This window comes from Bacillus sp. DX3.1, assembly GCF_030292155.1.
GTDB lineage: Bacteria > Bacillota > Bacilli > Bacillales > Bacillaceae_G > Bacillus_A.
The window spans coordinates 1,146,154-1,164,644 of the sequence record NZ_CP128153.1; the positions used below are offsets into that span (position 1 = coordinate 1,146,154).

At 37.4% G+C, this 18,491-nt stretch carries 18 protein-coding genes and 1 pseudogene; 9 read left to right on the forward strand and 10 right to left on the reverse strand.

Features of this window, described 5'->3' with window-relative positions; genetic code table 11:
• Positions 1-104 precede the first annotated feature (104 nt).
• Both asnB and QRE67_RS05690 read left to right on the forward strand, forming a co-directional pair.
• Entirely contained in the window at positions 105-1,952 is a 1,848-nt protein-coding gene (asnB, locus tag QRE67_RS05685) for an asparagine synthase (glutamine-hydrolyzing) (RefSeq protein ID WP_286123931.1), read from the forward strand.
• 236 nt (positions 1,953-2,188) lie between these two features.
• Positions 2,189-3,655, forward strand: a complete 1,467-nt coding sequence (locus QRE67_RS05690; RefSeq protein ID WP_286123932.1) for a catalase — start codon at positions 2,189-2,191, stop codon at positions 3,653-3,655.
• A 101-nt stretch (positions 3,656-3,756) separates the two neighbouring features.
• On the opposite strand, the pseudogene QRE67_RS05695 reads toward QRE67_RS05690, so the two are convergent.
• The 3 genes and pseudogenes from QRE67_RS05695 to QRE67_RS05705 form a co-directional block, all read right to left on the reverse strand.
• Positions 3,757-3,876 (reverse strand): annotated as a pseudogene (locus tag QRE67_RS05695) (GNAT family N-acetyltransferase); the annotation flags it as partial.
• Between the two features lie 247 nt (positions 3,877-4,123).
• Positions 4,124-4,303, reverse strand: coding sequence for a DUF3934 family protein (locus tag QRE67_RS05700; protein ID WP_286123933.1), 180 nt, complete (start codon positions 4,301-4,303; stop codon positions 4,124-4,126).
• A gap of 630 nt (positions 4,304-4,933) precedes the next feature.
• Positions 4,934-6,205, reverse strand: a complete 1,272-nt coding sequence (locus QRE67_RS05705) for an ammonium transporter (RefSeq protein ID WP_286123934.1) — start codon at positions 6,203-6,205, stop codon at positions 4,934-4,936.
• Between the two features lie 140 nt (positions 6,206-6,345).
• Between QRE67_RS05705 and QRE67_RS05710 the strand changes: the two genes are divergently transcribed.
• On the forward strand, positions 6,346-7,740 hold the full coding sequence (locus tag QRE67_RS05710) for an alpha-amylase family glycosyl hydrolase (protein WP_286123935.1): 1,395 nt from the start codon (positions 6,346-6,348) through the stop codon (positions 7,738-7,740).
• 90 nt (positions 7,741-7,830) lie between these two features.
• Here QRE67_RS05710 and QRE67_RS05715 read toward each other — a convergent pair whose 3' ends face one another.
• Positions 7,831-8,322, reverse strand: coding sequence for a YajQ family cyclic di-GMP-binding protein (locus tag QRE67_RS05715; RefSeq protein ID WP_286123936.1), 492 nt, complete (start codon positions 8,320-8,322; stop codon positions 7,831-7,833).
• Between the two features lie 238 nt (positions 8,323-8,560).
• Between QRE67_RS05715 and QRE67_RS05720 the strand changes: the two genes are divergently transcribed.
• Complete coding sequence (locus QRE67_RS05720) at positions 8,561-9,427, forward strand: CvfB family protein (protein WP_286123937.1); 867 nt, start codon at positions 8,561-8,563, stop codon at positions 9,425-9,427.
• A 41-nt stretch (positions 9,428-9,468) separates the two neighbouring features.
• On the opposite strand, the gene prsA is transcribed toward QRE67_RS05720, so the two are convergent.
• Together prsA and QRE67_RS05730 are read right to left on the reverse strand one after the other, a co-directional pair.
• Positions 9,469-10,323 carry a peptidylprolyl isomerase PrsA gene (gene prsA / locus QRE67_RS05725; protein ID WP_286123938.1) on the reverse strand — a complete coding sequence of 285 codons (855 nt, stop codon included), beginning with the start codon at positions 10,321-10,323 and terminating at the stop codon, positions 9,469-9,471.
• Between the two features lie 306 nt (positions 10,324-10,629).
• Positions 10,630-10,761 carry a DUF3941 domain-containing protein gene (locus QRE67_RS05730; RefSeq protein WP_286123939.1) on the reverse strand — a complete coding sequence of 44 codons (132 nt, stop codon included), beginning with the start codon at positions 10,759-10,761 and terminating at the stop codon, positions 10,630-10,632.
• 107 nt (positions 10,762-10,868) lie between these two features.
• Between QRE67_RS05730 and QRE67_RS05735 the strand changes: the two genes are divergently transcribed.
• Positions 10,869-11,726, forward strand: a complete 858-nt coding sequence (locus tag QRE67_RS05735; protein WP_353507054.1) for a YitT family protein — start codon at positions 10,869-10,871, stop codon at positions 11,724-11,726.
• A gap of 36 nt (positions 11,727-11,762) precedes the next feature.
• On the opposite strand, the gene QRE67_RS05740 is transcribed toward QRE67_RS05735, so the two are convergent.
• The 3 genes from QRE67_RS05740 to QRE67_RS05750 all read right to left on the reverse strand — a co-directional run bounded on the left by QRE67_RS05740 (position 11,763) and on the right by QRE67_RS05750 (position 13,012).
• Complete coding sequence (locus tag QRE67_RS05740) at positions 11,763-11,960, reverse strand: DUF3813 domain-containing protein (RefSeq protein ID WP_286123941.1); 198 nt, start codon at positions 11,958-11,960, stop codon at positions 11,763-11,765.
• The gene (locus QRE67_RS05745; protein ID WP_286123942.1) at positions 11,961-12,101 is read right to left on the reverse strand and encodes a competence protein; all 141 of its coding nucleotides are present in this window, start codon (positions 12,099-12,101) and stop codon (positions 11,961-11,963) included.
• Positions 12,102-12,202: 101 nt separating this feature from the next.
• Positions 12,203-13,012 carry a Cof-type HAD-IIB family hydrolase gene (locus QRE67_RS05750; protein ID WP_286123943.1) on the reverse strand — a complete coding sequence of 270 codons (810 nt, stop codon included), beginning with the start codon at positions 13,010-13,012 and terminating at the stop codon, positions 12,203-12,205.
• A 509-nt stretch (positions 13,013-13,521) separates the two neighbouring features.
• Between QRE67_RS05750 and QRE67_RS05755 the strand changes: the two genes are divergently transcribed.
• Positions 13,522-13,701: a YjzC family protein gene (locus tag QRE67_RS05755; RefSeq protein WP_286123944.1), complete on the forward strand. Its 180-nt coding sequence runs from the start codon at positions 13,522-13,524 to the stop codon at positions 13,699-13,701.
• Positions 13,702-13,863: 162 nt separating this feature from the next.
• Positions 13,864-16,464, forward strand: coding sequence for an ATP-dependent chaperone ClpB (gene clpB, locus QRE67_RS05760; protein WP_286123945.1), 2,601 nt, complete (start codon positions 13,864-13,866; stop codon positions 16,462-16,464).
• A gap of 34 nt (positions 16,465-16,498) precedes the next feature.
• Here the strand turns inward: clpB and QRE67_RS05765 are convergent, their stop codons facing one another.
• Positions 16,499-16,681 (reverse strand): YjzD family protein, encoded by a 183-nt coding sequence (locus tag QRE67_RS05765; RefSeq protein ID WP_286123946.1) that lies wholly within the window; start codon positions 16,679-16,681, stop codon positions 16,499-16,501.
• A gap of 155 nt (positions 16,682-16,836) precedes the next feature.
• Here QRE67_RS05765 and QRE67_RS05770 point away from each other — a divergent pair, with 155 nt between their 5' ends.
• Together QRE67_RS05770 and QRE67_RS05775 are read left to right on the forward strand one after the other, a co-directional pair.
• On the forward strand, positions 16,837-17,571 hold the full coding sequence (locus QRE67_RS05770; RefSeq protein WP_286123947.1) for an alpha/beta fold hydrolase: 735 nt from the start codon (positions 16,837-16,839) through the stop codon (positions 17,569-17,571).
• 57 nt (positions 17,572-17,628) lie between these two features.
• On the forward strand, positions 17,629-18,489 hold the full coding sequence (locus QRE67_RS05775) for an NAD-dependent epimerase/dehydratase family protein (RefSeq protein WP_286123948.1): 861 nt from the start codon (positions 17,629-17,631) through the stop codon (positions 18,487-18,489).
• The last annotated feature ends 2 nt before the right edge of the window (positions 18,490-18,491 follow it).

The window sequence follows — 18,491 nt, forward strand, 5'->3', positions numbered from 1 at the left end:
TTCCGCCTTTCTTTATAACAAAGGAACATACAATGGAATTTGGGCATAGAATAAGAACGGGTTTCGTAAAGTTATACGGATATAAGATAGGAAGGGTGATTCGCATGTGTGGGATTACAGGATGGATTGATTATAAACGTTCATTAGAGCAGGAAAGAGAAACGGTTACAAAAATGGCAGAAACACTTGCAAAACGGGGGCCAGATGATACAAATGTATGGATAAAAAGGCACGTTGCTTTCGGACATAAACGGTTAATTGTGGTGGATCCTGAAGGTGGAAAGCAACCGATGACGTGTTTGAAAGAAGAGAAATATTATACGATTTGCTATAATGGTGAGCTCTATAATACAGAAGATATTCGCAAAGAATTGTTGCAGAGAGGCTATACATTTAAAGGACATTCTGATACAGAAGTATTATTAGCTTCTTATATAGAATGGAAAGAGGAATGTGTTGATCATTTAAATGGGATATATGCATTTGCGGTTTGGGATGAGAAAAAAGAGCAAGTATTTATTGCGCGTGATCGATTAGGCGTGAAGCCATTATTTTATAAATACGATAATGGAAGGCTACTATTTGGTTCAGAGCTAAAAGCCATTTTAGCTCATCCAGATGTGAAGGCAGAAGTTACGAAAGAGGGACTTGCGGAAGTGTTTGGTTTAGGACCATCTCGAACTCCTGGACATGGTATATATGCGGGAGTACAAGAGCTTCGTCCAGGACACGTCCTTACATTTTCGAAAAATGGTTTGTGTATATGGCGATATTGGAATGTTGAGAGTAAAAAGCATGAACATTCATTTGAGGAAACAGTAGAGCAAGTAGGTTTTCTTTTGAAGGATGCGATTACAAGGCAATTGGTTTCGGATGTTCCGTTATGTACCTTTTTATCCGGCGGAGTAGATTCGAGTGCGATTACAGCTTTCGCTGCAATGGCATATGAACGAGAAGGGAAAGGGCGGCTTCATACGTATTCGGTTGATTATGAAGATAATGAAAAATATTTTAAAGCGAATGCCTTTCAGCCAAATTCTGATGCACCATATATTGATTTGATGACAGATACATTCCATACGATTCATCACCGCTGCGTGATTTCCAATGAACAATTAGCGCAGTATTTAACAGAGGCAGTACTTGTTCGTGATTTACCTGGTATGGCAGATATCGATTCGTCACTATTATGGTTTTGTCGAGAAATTAAACAAGATTTTGTCGTAGGTTTATCAGGAGAATGTGCCGATGAAATTTTTGGTGGTTATCCTTGGTTTTACCGGGAAGATGATTTACAATCAAGTGCATTTCCGTGGATGCGTTCAACAGAGGCGCGTGAACAACTCCTAAAAAAAGAATGGCGCGATAAATTACAGCTTCAAAAATATGTGCAGCAGCGCTATGAAGAATCTATACAAGAAGTACCCGTTTTAGAGGGAGAAAGTATGATTGAAGCAAAGAGACGCCAACTATTTTACTTAAATATGATTTGGTTTATGACAACGCTGCTAGATAGAAAAGATCGGATGAGTATGGGAGCAAGTCTGGAAGTGCGTGTTCCATTTGCAGATCATCGTCTTGTCGAATATGCGTGGAATATTCCGTGGGAAATGAAAATGTATAAAAACCGTGAAAAAGGTCTATTACGTAAGGCGTTAGAAGGAGTTTTGCCGAATGATGTCTTATATAGAAAGAAAAGTCCGTATCCAAAAACTCATAATCCGCATTACACAGAAGCGGTAACGATATGGTTACAGGATTTATTAACGGATAAAAACTCCATATTGCATGAGTTGTTTGATAAAGAACAATTACAAGGTCTAATTCAATCAGGTGGAAGTGCATTTCAAACACCATGGTTTGGTCAGTTAATGACAGGACCGCAATTGTTAGCGCATTTGGCACAAATTCATGTATGGTTTAAGGAATATGGTGTGAATATTAAAGAATAGTAAAAAGCGGCTTACAGTATAATTGTAAGTCGCTTTTTTTAGATTATGAATTTGTATCCTATTTAGGGCTTAAGCATATTGCACCATTTCTTGATTGCTTAGCTGAGGTTGTCATGAATAAAGTGGAAAAATCCCAATAAATATATTGACATGTAAGCAATTTTTAAAGATAATTAAATTATAATAATTTTAATTAAGTAATAAATATAAAGAACAAAGAGGAGGCTCCCCCTTTTATGAATCCAAATAATCGCTTAACAACAAACCAAGGTGCTCCTGTAGGAGATAACCAAAATTCTCGTACGGCAGGTCGCCGTGGACCGGTATTATTAGAAGATTATCATTTAGTAGAAAAATTAGCTCATTTTGATCGTGAACGTATTCCAGAACGTGTTGTGCACGCACGTGGTGCAGGTGCACATGGTATTTTCGTAACGAAAAATAGTATGAAAAACTATACAAAAGCAGCATTCTTACAAAATGAGGGAACAGGAACACCTGTGTTCGTTCGTTTCTCAACTGTTATTCATGGTCAAGGCTCTCCTGAAACAGCTCGTGACCCACGTGGTTTTGCTGTGAAATTTTATACAGAAGAAGGAAACTATGATCTCGTTGGTAATCATTTACCTGTTTTCTTTATTCGCGATGCAATTAAATTCCCTGATATGGTGCACTCTTTAAAACCAGCACCAGATACAAATATTCAAACACCAGATCGCTACTGGGATTTCATGACATTATCACCAGAGTCTACACACATGATGACGTGGGTATTCTCTGATTACGGGACACCTGCAAACTATCGTCAAATGGAAGGTTTCGGTGTGCATGCATTCAAATGGATTAATGCAGAAGGTAAAATTGTTTACATTAAATATCATTGGAAACCACAGCAAGATGTACGTAACTTCAGTGCGAAAGAAGTGGAACAAGTACAAGGAAAAGACTTCAATCATGCAACGCGTGATTTATTCGATGCGATTGAGCGTGGCGATTATCCGAAATGGGATCTTCATGTGCAAGTAATGCAATTAGATGAAATGGATTCTCTAGATTTCGATCCATTAGATCCAACAAAAGTATGGTCAGAAGAACGTTTCCCATTAATCGAAGTGGGCACAATGACGTTAAATCGTAACCCAGAAAACTTCTTTGCGGAAGTAGAACAGGTGGCATTTACACCAAGTGCGACTGTACCTGGTATTGAACCATCAGAAGATAAATTGTTACAAGGTCGTTTATTCTCGTATCCAGATACACAACGTTACCGCCTTGGTGCGAACTACTTACAAATTCCTGTAAACTGCCCGTATGCAGCTGTTCGTAACCAACAACGTGATGGTGCGATGCAAATGAACAAACAATCATCTACAATTAATTATGAACCAAGTCGTCATGCGGAAAATCCAGTTGAGGATGCTGCATACCGCGATTCAACTATGAAACTTGAAGGTTATGTATCTCGTGAAAAAATTGAAAAACCAAACGATTTCCAGCAAGCTGGTGAGCGTTACCGTTCATTCTCTAAAGAAGAGAAAGACAACTTAATTGCGAACTTAACAAATGACTTAAAAGGTGTGCATGAGCAAACAAAACTGCTTGCAATTTGCAACTTCTTCCGTGCAGACCGAGAGTACGGTATGCGTTTAGCGCAAGCGTTAAACGTTGATATTTCAGCATTTGTAGGAAATCCTAAAAAATAAAAACATTCTCAATTCCATTTTATTCTTAAATTTATTACAATGAATGTAAAAAAAGACGACTGTGAATTAGTCGTCTTTTTTCATCATACAGAGTATCTTGTTCATGAATGTTTAAAGTTGTTTTTACGATGAGTAACCACTTGTTTTGTTGCTTTAAATCTTTGCTTTTCATAGAAAGATACTAGCTTTTCACCACAAAACAAATTTACAACATCTATATAAATCCATTTTGATTTTTCGACATATAGCCGCGGCTATGGATAACAGAAGGTGACCTGCACTCGTTTTCTCTCTTTGTTTTCACTATGTCTGGGCTGGAAAAAGGATCTGACCGCTTCTATGCATGGCCGGATGCTCTCTTCCACCTAAAAAGAAGGATTTTATGTCGGTTTTTTAAGTTGTATTTATATATTTCACCTTTACACTTATATTAAAGTTATCAAGTTTAACAAAAGTAAACGACAATCACTATATTTCGGATTTGTCACCTTCATTACTGCTGGTAGTCTTTGTGCCAGTCGATTTTTTAACACCTTTGCTTGTATAAGGTTTGGCGTTCTTTTTCTTCTTGGCACTAGCTTTCCAGCGATTCCAGCCTTTACTACCTGTTCCTCTACCTGTTCCGCCTTTACCCTTGGCTTTACTCATATAATCACTCCATTATTATTGTATAGCAAATCTGCTTCCGCAGTAGTCAATACATCTGTGAAATAAAATCCTCGTCAATGAATTTCTTCCTTCCCGACAGTTGCTCATAAAAATGAACAGCAGGATATAATAGTATATCATAGAATGGACAGTAATACGCAAATCTCTCAGGTTTATTCCGCCTTAAAAGGAATAAACTTTTTTGTTATGCAAGTTATATACACATATTTACAAAATGTTAATGTAACAACAATTTTACGTACGGTAATTATTGATTTTTCATTTGAGTCTTAATGAATGGGATTGAAAATAATAAAGTGAAACTTTAATCAGTGGGGGTTTTCTTCATCCCCCACTGATTATTAGCCCTCACCAATCGGGCTTTTACGGGCAGTTTATCCCCCACCTAACTTCTTTGCTTTTTGCAGAAATTTGAGGTGGGGGTATTACTGCCCGTTAATGCGGGATAAATAGGATCTCTTACTATCATTAGCCTTTGGTTTAGCGAGCATACTAAATACTACAGTGGATAGCCTGTTTTCAAAACAAAATAATCAATAAAAAGAAAAGCTCGCTTATTAAACTGTTAATAAGCGAGCTTTTCTACTTAAGTCCTATTTTGTAAGGGTTTCATATCGTATCTCTTGAAGTATGCATATATTCCCCCTCACTCAGTGGCTTTTCACTATACTCATAAGCTTTTTCCCCATGCATGGAAATATCCAGCCCCATTTGTTCTTCGTGTTCATATGCACGAACGGGAAGGAAGAAGCTAATTCCTTTAATGATGGCGTATGTCATAACGATTGTGAAAGCATATGTTGCTCCAATTGCGGCAAGTTGTTTCCAAAGGAGTGCAGCGTTTCCGTAAAACAATCCATCAGCGCCGCCACTATTAACGGAAGTTGTTGCGAATAGTCCAGTTGCAATGCCGCCCCATGTTCCGCCGATGCCATGACAGCCAAATGCATCAAGTGCATCATCATATCCGAGCTTATGTTTTAAAAAGAATACCGATCCGAAGCACAGGACGCCGCCAATGGCTCCGATGAGAAGGGCGGAGAATGGAGTGACAAAGCCGCAAGCTGGGGTAATGGCAACGAGTCCTGAAACGGCTCCGCATGCTGCTCCAAGTACAGTTGGTTTTGATTGAAAGAACCATTCTGCTAGTATCCATGTTAAGGCAGAAGCAGCAACTGCGGTATTGGTATTAATGAATGCAGTGAGTGCGACGTCGTTCAGTGTAAGTGCACTACCGACGTTAAATCCAAACCAGCCAAACCATAATAAGCCTGCGCCTAAAATTGTGAATGGCAGATGGTGAGGGGATGAACCGTTTATGTCTTTTCGTTTGCCGAGAAAAATAGCTAATACAAGCCCAGCAACTCCAGATGTAATATGGACAACGTTACCGCCAGCAAAATCTAATGCACCGAGTTCACGGAGCCATCCTCCGACGCCCCATACCCAATGTGCAACTGGGTTATAGACAATTGTTGTCCATAGAAGGATGAAAATGAGAAAAGCAGAAAATCGCATTCTTTCAGCAAAGGCTCCTGATATTAATGCTGGAGTTAAAATTGCGAACATGAGCTGGAACATCATAAATAAATTGTGGGGAATTGTAGAGGAGTAATCTGGATTTGGTGTGAAAGTTACGTTTTGTAAACCGAACCAATCTAACGTACCGATGATTCCGTTCCAATCTGGGCCGAATGATAAAGAATAGCCGATAAAAATCCATTGAATAGACACAATCGCCATAGCGCTATAGCTATGCATCGTTGTACTTAGTACGTTTTTGCTGCGAACCATTCCTCCGTAAAAAAGTGCCAAGCCTGGTGTCATAATCATAACCATTACCGTCGCCAAAAATAAAAAAACAGTATCTTCCATATTCATTTTTATCCCTCCTGTAATGTCAGAAAACGTTACATTTAATGTTATGTTACATATCATATTCAAAAAATTAGAGAAAATCAACACAATTTTTAGAAAATTTAAAAATCAATGTAAGGAAACCTAACATTGTACTTGTAGACATGCGATGTGTAAATAAAATTGGTATACTATTCTTACAATTAGAAAAAAACTGGGGGATACATGTGAATAGAATATGGAAACGAGGCGTGTTGGTTTGTTTTTGCATGATGTTTGTACTTTTAGTACCGATGCAGGCATTAGCAGAGGAGAAAAGGAAATGGCAAGATGAAGTTGTATATTCTATTATGATTGATCGTTTCAATAACGGTGATGCGAAAAATGACAAACAGCTTGATGTGAATAATTTGCAAGCGTATCAAGGGGGCGATATACAGGGGATTATAAAGAGGCTTGATTACATACAAGAGATGGGTTTCACCGCAATTATGCTTTCGCCGCTTGTGAAAAGTGAAACGTATGATGGATATGGTGCGGGCGATTTACAAAAAGTGAATGAACATTTTGGGTCGTTGCAAGATGTAAAGCAGCTTGTCCGTGAAGCGCATAAACGAGATATGAAAGTGGTGTTTCAATTTGTAGTGGAAAAAGAGGAAGAAGCGCTTATTGATTCTATAAATTGGTGGATCAAAGAAGCGGATATGGATGGAAGTTATTTCATACATAGTGAAGAAATTTCTCCTGCTTTTTTAAATGACATGAAACAAAGTGTCCAAGTAATGAAAAAAGATTTTTTTATTATGAATGAAGGAGAAACAGATTTGTCTGCGGTACAAAATGATTACTATAAACGGATAACAGATGTGTTTTCAAAACCGAGTATGTCTATTCAACCGCTGTATGATGTGAGTTTAATAGATGAGGATAAAGTAAGAAGTACGTTTATAGACAATCAGGAAACAAAGCGATTTGTTCGTGTTGCGAAAGAAAATTTGTACTATCCGCCAGCGCGTTTGAAACTTGCGCTCACGTATTTATATACATCGCCGGGGATGCCAATTGTATACTATGGAACGGAAATCGCATTGGATGGCGGGGGAGTGCCTGATAATCGCCGTTTAATGAATTTTAAAACCGATGAAAAGTTTTTACAGTATGTAACGAAGTTAGGTGAGTTGCGTCAAAGAATGCCATCTTTACGCCGTGGTACATTTGAACTGTTATATGATAAAGACGGGATGAGTGTACTGAAAAGAACGTATAAAGATGAGACGGCACTTATTGCGATTAACAATACGAAAGAGACACAAAAAGTTTCTTTTTCCGCTAATGAAGTTGGTGATAATCGTGAATTACGAGGATTGTTGGAAGATGAAATTATAAGAGAGGAAGATGGGAAGTATTATATAGTGTTGAAGCGTGAAACGGCAAATGTGTATAAGGCGCAGGAACAAACGGGGATTAATTGGCTGTTTGTATCTATAATGGTCGGTATAAATGTTTTGTTTATTACTTTTTTAATGACTGTAAAGAAAAAGAAAAAATCCTCAAAATAGAGGATTTTTTTCTTTTAGAGGATGTTCAAAAAGTCCGGTACTCATGTAGTTCAATCTACACTCCGTATCCTCCTTTTTGAACACGCAATTTTAGCGATAGTTAATGAACTGTACGTCAATTGGTAAATCAGCACTGCGAACGGCTGCGATTACTGCTTGTAAGTCATCGCGGCTTTTTGCTGTTACGCGTACTTGGTCGTCTTGCACTTGTGTTTTCACTTTTAATTTTAGGTCTTTAATGATTGTGTTGATTTTCTTAGCGTTATCTTTATCGATACCTTGCTGCAGTGTTGCGCGTTGACGTACTGTGTTACCAGTAGCATTCTCTACTTTTCCGTAGTCTAAATTTTTGATCGGTACTTCACGTTTAACTAGTTTTGAAATAAGAACGTCTTTTACTTGGTCTAATTTAAACTCGTCATCAGAAGTTAAAATGAGTACTTCCTTCTCTAATTTAATATCACTTTTACTTCCTTTAAAGTCATATCGGTTTTGAATTTCTTTTAATGCGATGTTAATAGCATTTGTTACTTCTGGTAATTCTACTTTTGAAACGATGTCAAAAGAACTGTCTTTTGCCATGGTTAGCACCTCCAAATTAAATTCCATCTTCTACCCCGCTATTCGCGGGCAGTAATATCCCACATTAAAGTGTAGCAGAAAACACAGTAGTTAGGTAGGGGATAAGCTGTCCGTAAAAGCCCTCACTTTATTATAGTGAATTTTGGAGAGTTGGACAAATAAAGGAAAAATCGTGTTATAATGAACCTTTCTTTGGAATGATAAAAATATACTTTATATATAGAAGGGAATTAAAAATATGTATTTGCAACCAGGAGCAATTGAACAGGTAACTGTTTTGCGAGAAACAGAAATCGGATATATGGTCGGATATGATGATGAGGATGGTTATGAAGAAGTATTCTTACATAAAAATGAAGTAGCGGGGAAAATTGAAGAAGGTGATACAATTGATGTGTTTTTATATCACGATCATCAAGAACGCCTGACTGCTACGATGAAAACACCGCTTATTACAACGAATGATTGGAACTGGGTAAAAGTTGTAGAAATCATACCTCATTTAGGTGTGTTTGTTGATATCGGTGTTTCGAAAGATATATTAATTCCAGCTGATGAGTTTCCGATCTATACACCTGTTTGGCCAGTAGAAGATGACGAACTATATTGTACATTAAAATTAACAAACCGCGGGCGATTAATTGCGCTACCGGCAAGAGATTCAGATATGCAAGAGATTATCGTAGATGCAACGCCATCTATGCGTAACAAAAATGTGAACGGACGTGTATACCGCTCACTTCAAGTTGGTTCATTTGTACTAACAGATGAACATTTCCGTGCCTTTTTACATCACACAGAAAGAAAAGAGCAAGTGCGTATCGGTGAACGCGTGACAGGTCGTATTATCGATGTGAAAGATGATGGTACAATTAATATTTCCCTACTTCCACGAAAAGAAGAGGGGATGGAAGATGATGCACAAGTAGTTTATGCCTATATGGAAGAACGTGGCGGAGCAATGCCGTTTTGGGATAAGAGCCATCCAGAAGATATTCAGGAACGTTTCAGTATGAGTAAAGCAGCATTTAAACGTGCTCTTGGTAAACTGATGAAAGAAGAAAAGATTTATCAAGAAGAAGGCTGGACGTACTTTAAGAAGTAATAAAAAAAATCCGAACAAATTTAATTTGTTCGGATTTTTTATTACTGTTGTTGGGATAAGCGAGAGAACGTATCTTTTAAATCCTTATCTGTCACTTTAATATCGGCTTTCTTTAATTCGTCTAGTAATATTTCTTGACCTGCTGTGTTATCTGCTAAGCGTCGTTCTTCTAAATCTTTACGAATGGAATCTTTTACTTCGTCGTATGGTTTTAATTCTTTTTTATCGGTAAGTTTAATAATATGGTAGCCGTTTGCTGATTTGACCGGTTTGCTAATTTCACCCACATTTAATTTATAGGCAGCTTCTTCGAATTCAGATACCATTTTACCTGGACCGAAATATCCAAGATCACCACCATTTTCTTTTGAACCTGGATCTTGAGAATGTTGTTTTGCTAACTCTTCAAATGAAGCACCTTCATCAAGTTGTTTTTTAATATCATTTGCTGTTTTTTCATCATCTACTAAAATGTGGCTCGCTTTAATCTCAGGTTTATAGTTTGCTTTTACATCTTTATCCGTAATGCTTTTCTTAATGGCTTCGTTTATAGCTAATTTGAATCTGATTTGATTTTTTAAGTCGTCTTCATCTTTTAAATTATTGCTGTCCAATACCATTTGGAATTGATCACCAGCTTGATCTTTTAACTTTTTCACTTCTTTATCGACTTCATCATCAGATACTTTATATTTTTTTGTGATGATATCTTGTGCCATCATCTCATATAGCATATTTTTTCCGTAGCGATCTTTTAATTGCTTGTCAAAATCGCCTTTTGTAATGGTTGAGACCTTTGATGTTGCGATAGCCTCTGAGCTATCTTTTGGACCACAGGCAGACAGCATTAACGTTCCGAGTGCAGCTGTTGCAATCAATAATTGTTTTCTTTTCATATGAACACCCCATCTAAAAATCGTTATTGCTATTGTAAAATAGCGAAGTGAACATGAAGTGAATTTGAGATGTTTTTGGGAAGGAAAGCGTATTTGTTTCATGAAATGAAAAAAGTACATCAACTATAATGTTGATGTACAGAGTGCTTATAGTGCTTGTTCAAAAAGGAGGATAAAGAGAGCCGAGCAGTTCGAGGCGCGGAAGCCAGGAGGATACGGAGTGTAGATGGAACTACATGAGTACCGGACTGGCGACGTAACGAAGAAATAGGGCAGCTATCTTTACCGGACTTTTTGAACATCTTCTTATAGGTGATCTGTTTTTTTAGAGTAGGCACGCTTTCCTTGCTGAATATTTTTTTGTTCTTGTTCATTTTTTTGTGTGCGTTTTGCATTATTATCGCGTGCTTTTTTATCGTTGTCACTTGTATACGGCATATGTATCAGCTCCATTTCTAAACAGTTGTACGTTTATCATTTCCGTTTTCGTTAAGACTATGTATACAATGGGAGTGAACTCATTATATATAAAGGTGGGCTGGGATATGGATTTAAAATTAAATTATGCAGAATTAACGAAAAAGCTGATTGTTGTCATCGTTGCAGGTTTGTTGAATGCGATTGGAATGAACCTATTTTTAACACCGGCAAAAGTATATGCGAGTGGTTTTGCTGGATTAGCACAATTACTTTCACAAGTATTAGGGGATTTTGCATCGATTCATGTATCAACAGGGGTACTTTTTATTTTATTTAATATTCCGGTTGTTATTTTAGCGTGGAAAAAGGTAGGGAAAGCTTTTACGTTATTTAGTTTTTTATGCGTCATATTTATGACACTATTTTTAGAAATCATACCAGTAAAAGCGGTGTCGAATGATATTATATTAAATGCTATCTTTGGAGGTCTCATTTCTGCGATAGGAGTCGGGATTGCCTTGAAATGGGGAGCATCAACAGGTGGATTAGATATTGTTGCGATGATTTTATCGAAAATAAAAGATAAGCCAGTGGGGACATATTTCTTTTTCTTTAATGCTATCATCATTATTGCGGCTGGTTATGTATACGGATGGGAAAAAGCGCTGTATACGTTGGTGACATTATATGTATCGACACGGATTATTGATGCGATTCATACGCGTCACGTGAAAATTACAGCATTTATCGTTACGAAAAATGGTAAGGACGTAAGAAAAGCGATTCAGGAACGTTTAGTGCGAGGGATAACAACTATACCAGCTACTGGTGCCTTCACAAATGAAAATAAAGAGATGCTCATGATTGTAATTACGAGTTATGAGTTGTACGAGCTAGAGAGAGTTATTAAGCAGGTAGATCCCGGCGCATTTACAAATGTGGTTCAAACGGTAGGGGTATTTGGATTATTTCGGAAAGAGTAAAGAAGAGGACCGATTTTTCGGCCCTCTTCTTTTTCTTTAATGTGTGCTAGAAATGCTATGCAGTTGTTCTTGCAATTCACGCAACTGCACTTTTTCGGCAGTTGAAGAGTTGGCGTAAGCGGATTGCAAAGCGTTTTTTGCTCTATAAACGAGGTCTTGCTGTTCAGTGCCGTTTGAACATGAAACGGCTTCGGAAACAGCGTCTCGTGCTTGCCTAAATAATAAGTTCCCCATTTAAAACCCTCCGAGAGAAGAGTTGTTTCGTTCTTTTTCTGCTTCAGCTAATGTACCACGGTACGGGAATCTTGCAGCATGCTTCATAACAGCATCGGCCCCTTGTTGGGTGAAACGTTTTGATTTGTTCTTTTTACCCATTCGTAATTCCCCCTTTTTTTAGCAGAAAACAACTGACACATCGCTGTGTCTGGTTATAGTATAAGCGTTTTGTGCCAAACTATAACCAGGGAATTTTTAGATTACAATCCGAGAATTTCTTCTAGATAAAGGGCAATTCCATCTTCTTCATTTGTTAATGTCGTGTGGTTTGCTAATGATTTTAATTCTGGAATGGCATTGCCCATGGCGATTCCATGACCTGCAAACTCAATCATTTCAAAATCATTATCTTCATCACCGAAGGCAATGATGCGTTCTTGTGGAATGTTGTAATAGCTTGAAACTCTTTGGAGGCCTATCGCTTTATTTAGGCCACTTTTCACAATTTCAATAATCGGCCAAGGAGCACCCCATTTACGATGATCAATGACTTCAGCATGCATATCGGTTAAATGTTGGCGAATGGCCAATGATTGTTCATCGTGCGCATCAATTAATAAACATGTTGGATGATCTTGTAAGATGTTTAATAAATCTCCTGTGAAAATCTTTGGAGAACCAAATTCAAAAATATGTTTTTTATCTTCATCAATTTCACGAACATATACATCATCAATGACTTCAGCATAAATATTTTTGACACCAAAATCAAAGCAAGCACGAACAATTTCCTGTGCAGTAGAAAGTTCAAGAGGAGAGTGATGAGTTCCCCAGTTTACATCAAGCGGGTGATGAACATAAGCGCCGTTAAAGTTAACGATCGGCGTGTTCAAATTAAGTTCTTTATAATAGGCATGACTAGCACGAAATGGACGTCCTGTTGAGATCACAACAATATGTCCTTGTTCTTTTGCTTTTTCAATTGTTTTCTTTGTGCGTGCTGAAATAATTTTATTGTCCGTAAGTAAAGTACCGTCTAAATCTAATGCGATTAAATGTTGTTTTTTCATATTTTCACCTTTTATGAAAAATTTTTACCCCGTGTTCTATTGGCTAGCCATACTCCTTTGTGAAGTGCGTGGAAGTAAGAAGCCTAGGTAGGGGGCTTGAAAAACATCCATGAATGAATGTTTCGCTATGTATTCATCTTACGTCGCGAAACCTGTTAGTGTCCACTATTTCTCATTAGAAAACAGAAAAGTCAATATTTTTTTCGAAAGTTCAAACAATGTTTCTTTCATTTTGTACAATTTGTGAAAGGGGTTACATTACGGATGCAGCAAGACTTATAATGAAAACGTAATCTTCTCGTATATTGTTTGACTCTCCTTTGAGACTGGCCTTGGATAGGTCGGTTTCTTTTTTTTCTACAAATGATGCGCTTTTTCCTGCTTCAAGGTGTAAATTCATACATATGAAGTGGAATGAAAAATATGACTGGTTTCCTAAACATAACAGAAAAGCTTTAAAAAAAACGGGCATACTAATGGTGTAAAGATGTCATGGAAGGAGAATAAAAATGGGACAAAATCGCAGGTTTCGTTCTGGGCAGAAAGCACCAAATGATGGCATATATGTGGAAATTGGTGAAACAGGGAGCATGGTTAAGGATCCTCAAATGGTGAAATTAACTGCAGGTGAAAGGTTTCCTGAAAATTCGAATCATAATCGGCAGTGGACATATAAAAGAAAACCGTAAAGAAAACCGCAGCAAGAAAGCTGCGGTTTTTTTGTATGTTCTGCTTACTTTTTCAAAAAATAAGGTAGAAATATACAATCATATTAATTGTATAAACGAGATGATTGGCGTATAATCAAATCAAAGGTCAAAGAAAGTCAAACTATTGGAGGGACTGTGAGGATGGACCTAAATCAAATGACGACGAAAACACAAGAAGCGATTATGAGTGCCCAATCTTTAGCGGTATCTCATCATCATCAAGAAGTTGATACTGTTCATCTATTGCTCGCATTACTAAGGCAGCAAGATGGATTAGCGGTACGTATTTTTCAAAAAATGAATGTAAATATAGAACAGTTAACAAAAGAAGTAGAAAGATTGTTACAACAAAAGCCGTCTGTTACAGGAAGCGGTGTGGAGGCTGGGAAAGTATACGTGACAAATGCTTTGCAACAATTGCTTGTTAGAGCAGAAGCGGAGGCAAAGCAGTTACAAGATGAATATATTTCAGTAGAACATTTGTTACTTGCATTGTGCGGGGAAAAAGCTGATGTTAAACAGCTATTTATAACATTTCAAATTACAAAAGATACATTATTACAGTCTTTAATCGAAGTTCGGGGGAATCAAAGAGTGACTAGTCAAAATCCAGAAGTAACATATGAAGCATTAGAAAAATATGGCCGTGATTTAGTGGCGGAAGTAAGACAAGGTAAGCTTGATCCTGTTATTGGCCGGGATAGCGAAATTCGCCGTGTCATCCGTATTCTTTCACGTAAAACAAAAAATAACCCTGTTTTGATTGGAGAACCAGGTGTCGGGAAAACAGCAATTGTCGAAGGATTGGCACAGCGAATTGTACGAAAAGATGTACCGGAAGGTTTAAAAGATAGAACAATTTTTGCGCTTGATATGAGTGCTCTTGTAGCAGGTGCAAAATTCCGTGGTGAGTTTGAAGAGCGTTTGCAAGCCGTTTTAAACGAAATTAAAAAAAGTGAAGGTCGCATTTTATTATTTATCGATGAACTCCATACAATTGTCGGTGCTGGTAAAACAGAGGGGGCAATGGATGCAGGGAACATGTTAAAACCGATGCTTGCACGTGGCGAACTTCATTGTATCGGTGCAACGACATTAGATGAATATCGAAAATATATTGAGAAAGATCCAGCTCTAGAACGTCGTTTCCAACAAGTATTAGCAGAAGAGCCATCAGTGGAAGATACCATTTCTATTTTACGTGGCTTAAAAGAGCGTTTTGAAATTTATCATGGTGTAAATATTCATGACCGTGCGATTGTAGCAGCATCTGTGTTATCTGATCGATATATATCTGATCGATTTTTGCCAGATAAAGCCATTGATCTTGTTGATGAAGCATGCGCAACGATTCGTACAGAAATTGATTCTATGCCAACAGAATTAGATGAAGTAACGCGCCGCATTATGCAGCTAGAAATTGAAGAAGCAGCGCTGGGCAAAGAAACAGACCGGGGCAGCCAAGAGCGCCTGAGAACATTACAGCGTGAATTGTCTGATTTAAAAGAAGTAGCAAGTGGAATGAGAGCACAGTGGCAAAAAGAAAAAGAAGAAATTCATAAAGTTCGTGATTTACGTGAGCATCTGGAACGTTTACGTCGTGAGTTAGAAGAAGCCGAAGGAAATTACGATTTAAATAAAGCAGCAGAGCTTCGTCACGGTAAAATTCCAGCGGTAGAAAAAGAGTTAAGAGAAGCGGAAGAAGCAAGTGCTGATAACGGACAAGATAATCGTCTACTTCGTGAGGAAGTAAGTGAAGAGGAAATTGCGAATATTGTTTCACGGTGGACTGGTATCCCAGTTGCGAAACTTGTGGAAGGAGAACGTGAAAAACTGCTTCGTTTAGAGCAAATTTTATCAGAGCGTGTCATTGGACAAGAAGAAGCGGTTGGTCTTGTAGCAGATGCTGTTCTTCGTGCTCGTGCTGGTATTAAAGATCCGAATCGTCCAATTGGTTCTTTCATTTTCTTAGGACCTACCGGTGTTGGGAAAACGGAGCTTGCGAAAACATTAGCACAATCTTTATTTGATAGCGAAGAACAAATCATTCGTATTGATATGTCTGAGTATATGGAAAAACATGCCGTATCTCGTTTAATCGGAGCACCTCCTGGATATGTCGGCTATGAAGAAGGTGGACAATTAACAGAAGCAGTACGTCGTAAACCATATTCCGTTATTTTGTTAGACGAAATTGAAAAAGCACATCCGGAAGTATTTAACATTTTACTACAAATGTTAGATGACGGTCGTATTACGGACTCACAAGGGCGAACAGTAGATTTTAAAAATACAGTTATTATTATGACGTCCAATATTGGTTCAGGGTATTTATTAGAAGGTTTACAAGAAGATGGTTCAATAAAAGAAGAGTCAAGAGATCTCGTTATGAGCCAGCTTCGTGGACATTTCCGTCCGGAGTTTTTAAACCGTGTAGATGAGATTATTTTATTTAAACCACTTACAACAAATGAAATAAAAGGCATTGTTGATAAAATTGTAAAAGAGTTACAAGGTCGTTTAGTGGACCGCCATATTACAGTGGAATTAACAGAAGCGGCAAAAGAATTTGTTGTTGAATCTGGTTTTGATCCAATGTACGGAGCACGTCCGTTAAAACGTTATGTACAGCGTCAAATTGAAACGAAATTAGCAAGAGAGCTTATTGCAGGAACCATTACTGATAATAGTCATGTTGTTGTTGATGTGAAAAATGCTGAATTAGTTGTTCATGTGCAGTAAAAAAGAGTCCGAATTAGATTCGGACTCTTTTTTGTTAGTGCTGTTCTGCAGGTTCGTTTGGAATTGTTGCTCCGATAGCCATCACAAGCACTGCAAGAACAATTGAGAATTTAGACGCTAGCGCGAAATCGTATACACCGCCAGTCATAGAGCTAATTACGTAGCTCATCATGTGTACAAGCATAAACGACCAAATAAAGGCCCAAATTACACGCATCTTTTCACACCCCTATTCGTTCAATCTGTCTATATTGTAACACAATTGAAAAAAGAATATAGAAAAAATTTGTAGATTTTGCAACGCAAATTTGTATTCATTTCATACATTATAAAAGAGTAGTTTTTTACGTTTAGGAATAAGGCGGGAGAAGAATGAGTATTACGGAACGTTTTTTCTATTTAGAGCAACAGCCATGTGTTATTTATTTACCAGAGAAGCCAAATGGATTTGGTGTCATGCTTCTTGGGGATTACAATTATTTTATTGAGAATGGTACAAGTTTATGGACACAGCATGCAGGACGATCATATTTTTTAAATGAGCTCATAAATAAAGGTTACACGGTTTTTTCATCCAATTTGTATGGGCGACATTGGGGGAACGATCAAGCGGTTCGTTTAGCGAAACGGTTGTATCATGTTGTAATGAAAAAAGAAATTCTAAATGAACAAGTTCATATAATTGCAGATGGAATGGGAGCGCTTGTAGCTCTGCAAATGATGAATCAACATCCAGAATGCGTAAGATCTGTAGTGATGTTCAATCCATGTCTGGATTTACCTGCGCATGTCGAATTTGAAAAAGAGCATAAATTTTTTTATAAAAGGTTAGTGAGAGAATTATTGCTTGCGTATGATGTAAAGGAAGCTGAATTAGAAGCGAAAATTGCGAAGAAAGCATTTCCTCATCTACCCTCATGTGTGCCTGTCAAAATATACGTGTCCACGCAGGAGAAAAAAGAACGCAAGCAGTTATTGCGTGAATATGAAAAAAAACGAATATATGCACAGTGTGAAACATCACTATCGTTCCATTTACAAGATGTGAAATATAAAATGGTTCAACATACATGTTGTTTCTTTAAAAAATATGAAGAAGATTTATGAGGCTCCAATATACATAAGTAAGGAGCCTTTTGTTTAGGTTTAGAAAGGATTGATGATGTGAAGCGCGTACTGATTGTTGGTGCACTGACGTTTGTTGGCTATCATCTTGTAAATAAAATGCTTGCTGAAGAAGCCTTAGTATATGGTCTTGATTTTGATGATATAGAAAGTATGCCCAAAATAAGTGAGGAAAAGTTATTTCTAATCGGACGGAATGCTTTGTTTATGTATTCTTCTGTACGAAATGAAGACGGGTGGAAGGCAGTGGAAACAGATTACTTTGATGTGGCTTATTTTTGCTTATGTGAACCGAATCAGCAAAGTGGATTTCGGAATGAACGAATTATTTTACAGTATTTGAAGCGTGTGATTCACATGTGTGAAAGAAAAAAAGTGAAGCTAAATTTACTTTCTTCTATAGAAGTAGGCAATGTACACGATACATCGGAAAATAGACGATTATTTATGAAAGTAGAAGAAGAAGTAAAAAAAGGGAATTTAAACTATAGTATACTGCGTGTCCCAACATTATATGGTCCTTGGCAACCACCTTTTATGGTATACCATAAACTGATTTTATCGGAAATTATAGAGAAAGAATGCAGGATCCCCCAAAAAGAAGAGGAAGCTGATCTCCTTTACGTTGAGGATGTGTGTGAATATTTATGGGAAAAAGGTAATGATCAGGAAAACTTAGGTACGTATAATATGGCCAGTGGTGAAAAAAAGTTATGGGAAAAGGGAATTACTCTTTTACATGCGGAACATAAAGTGAACAAAAATGATGAAGAGGTAAAAAGGGAAGCGACAGAGACGATATATATATCAAGAAGAACACCGTTAGAATTTGGTTTACACAAACAGTTGATGCATCTAAAAAAATATAAGGAGTTATACGAGGAGCAAAACAAATGTTAAAC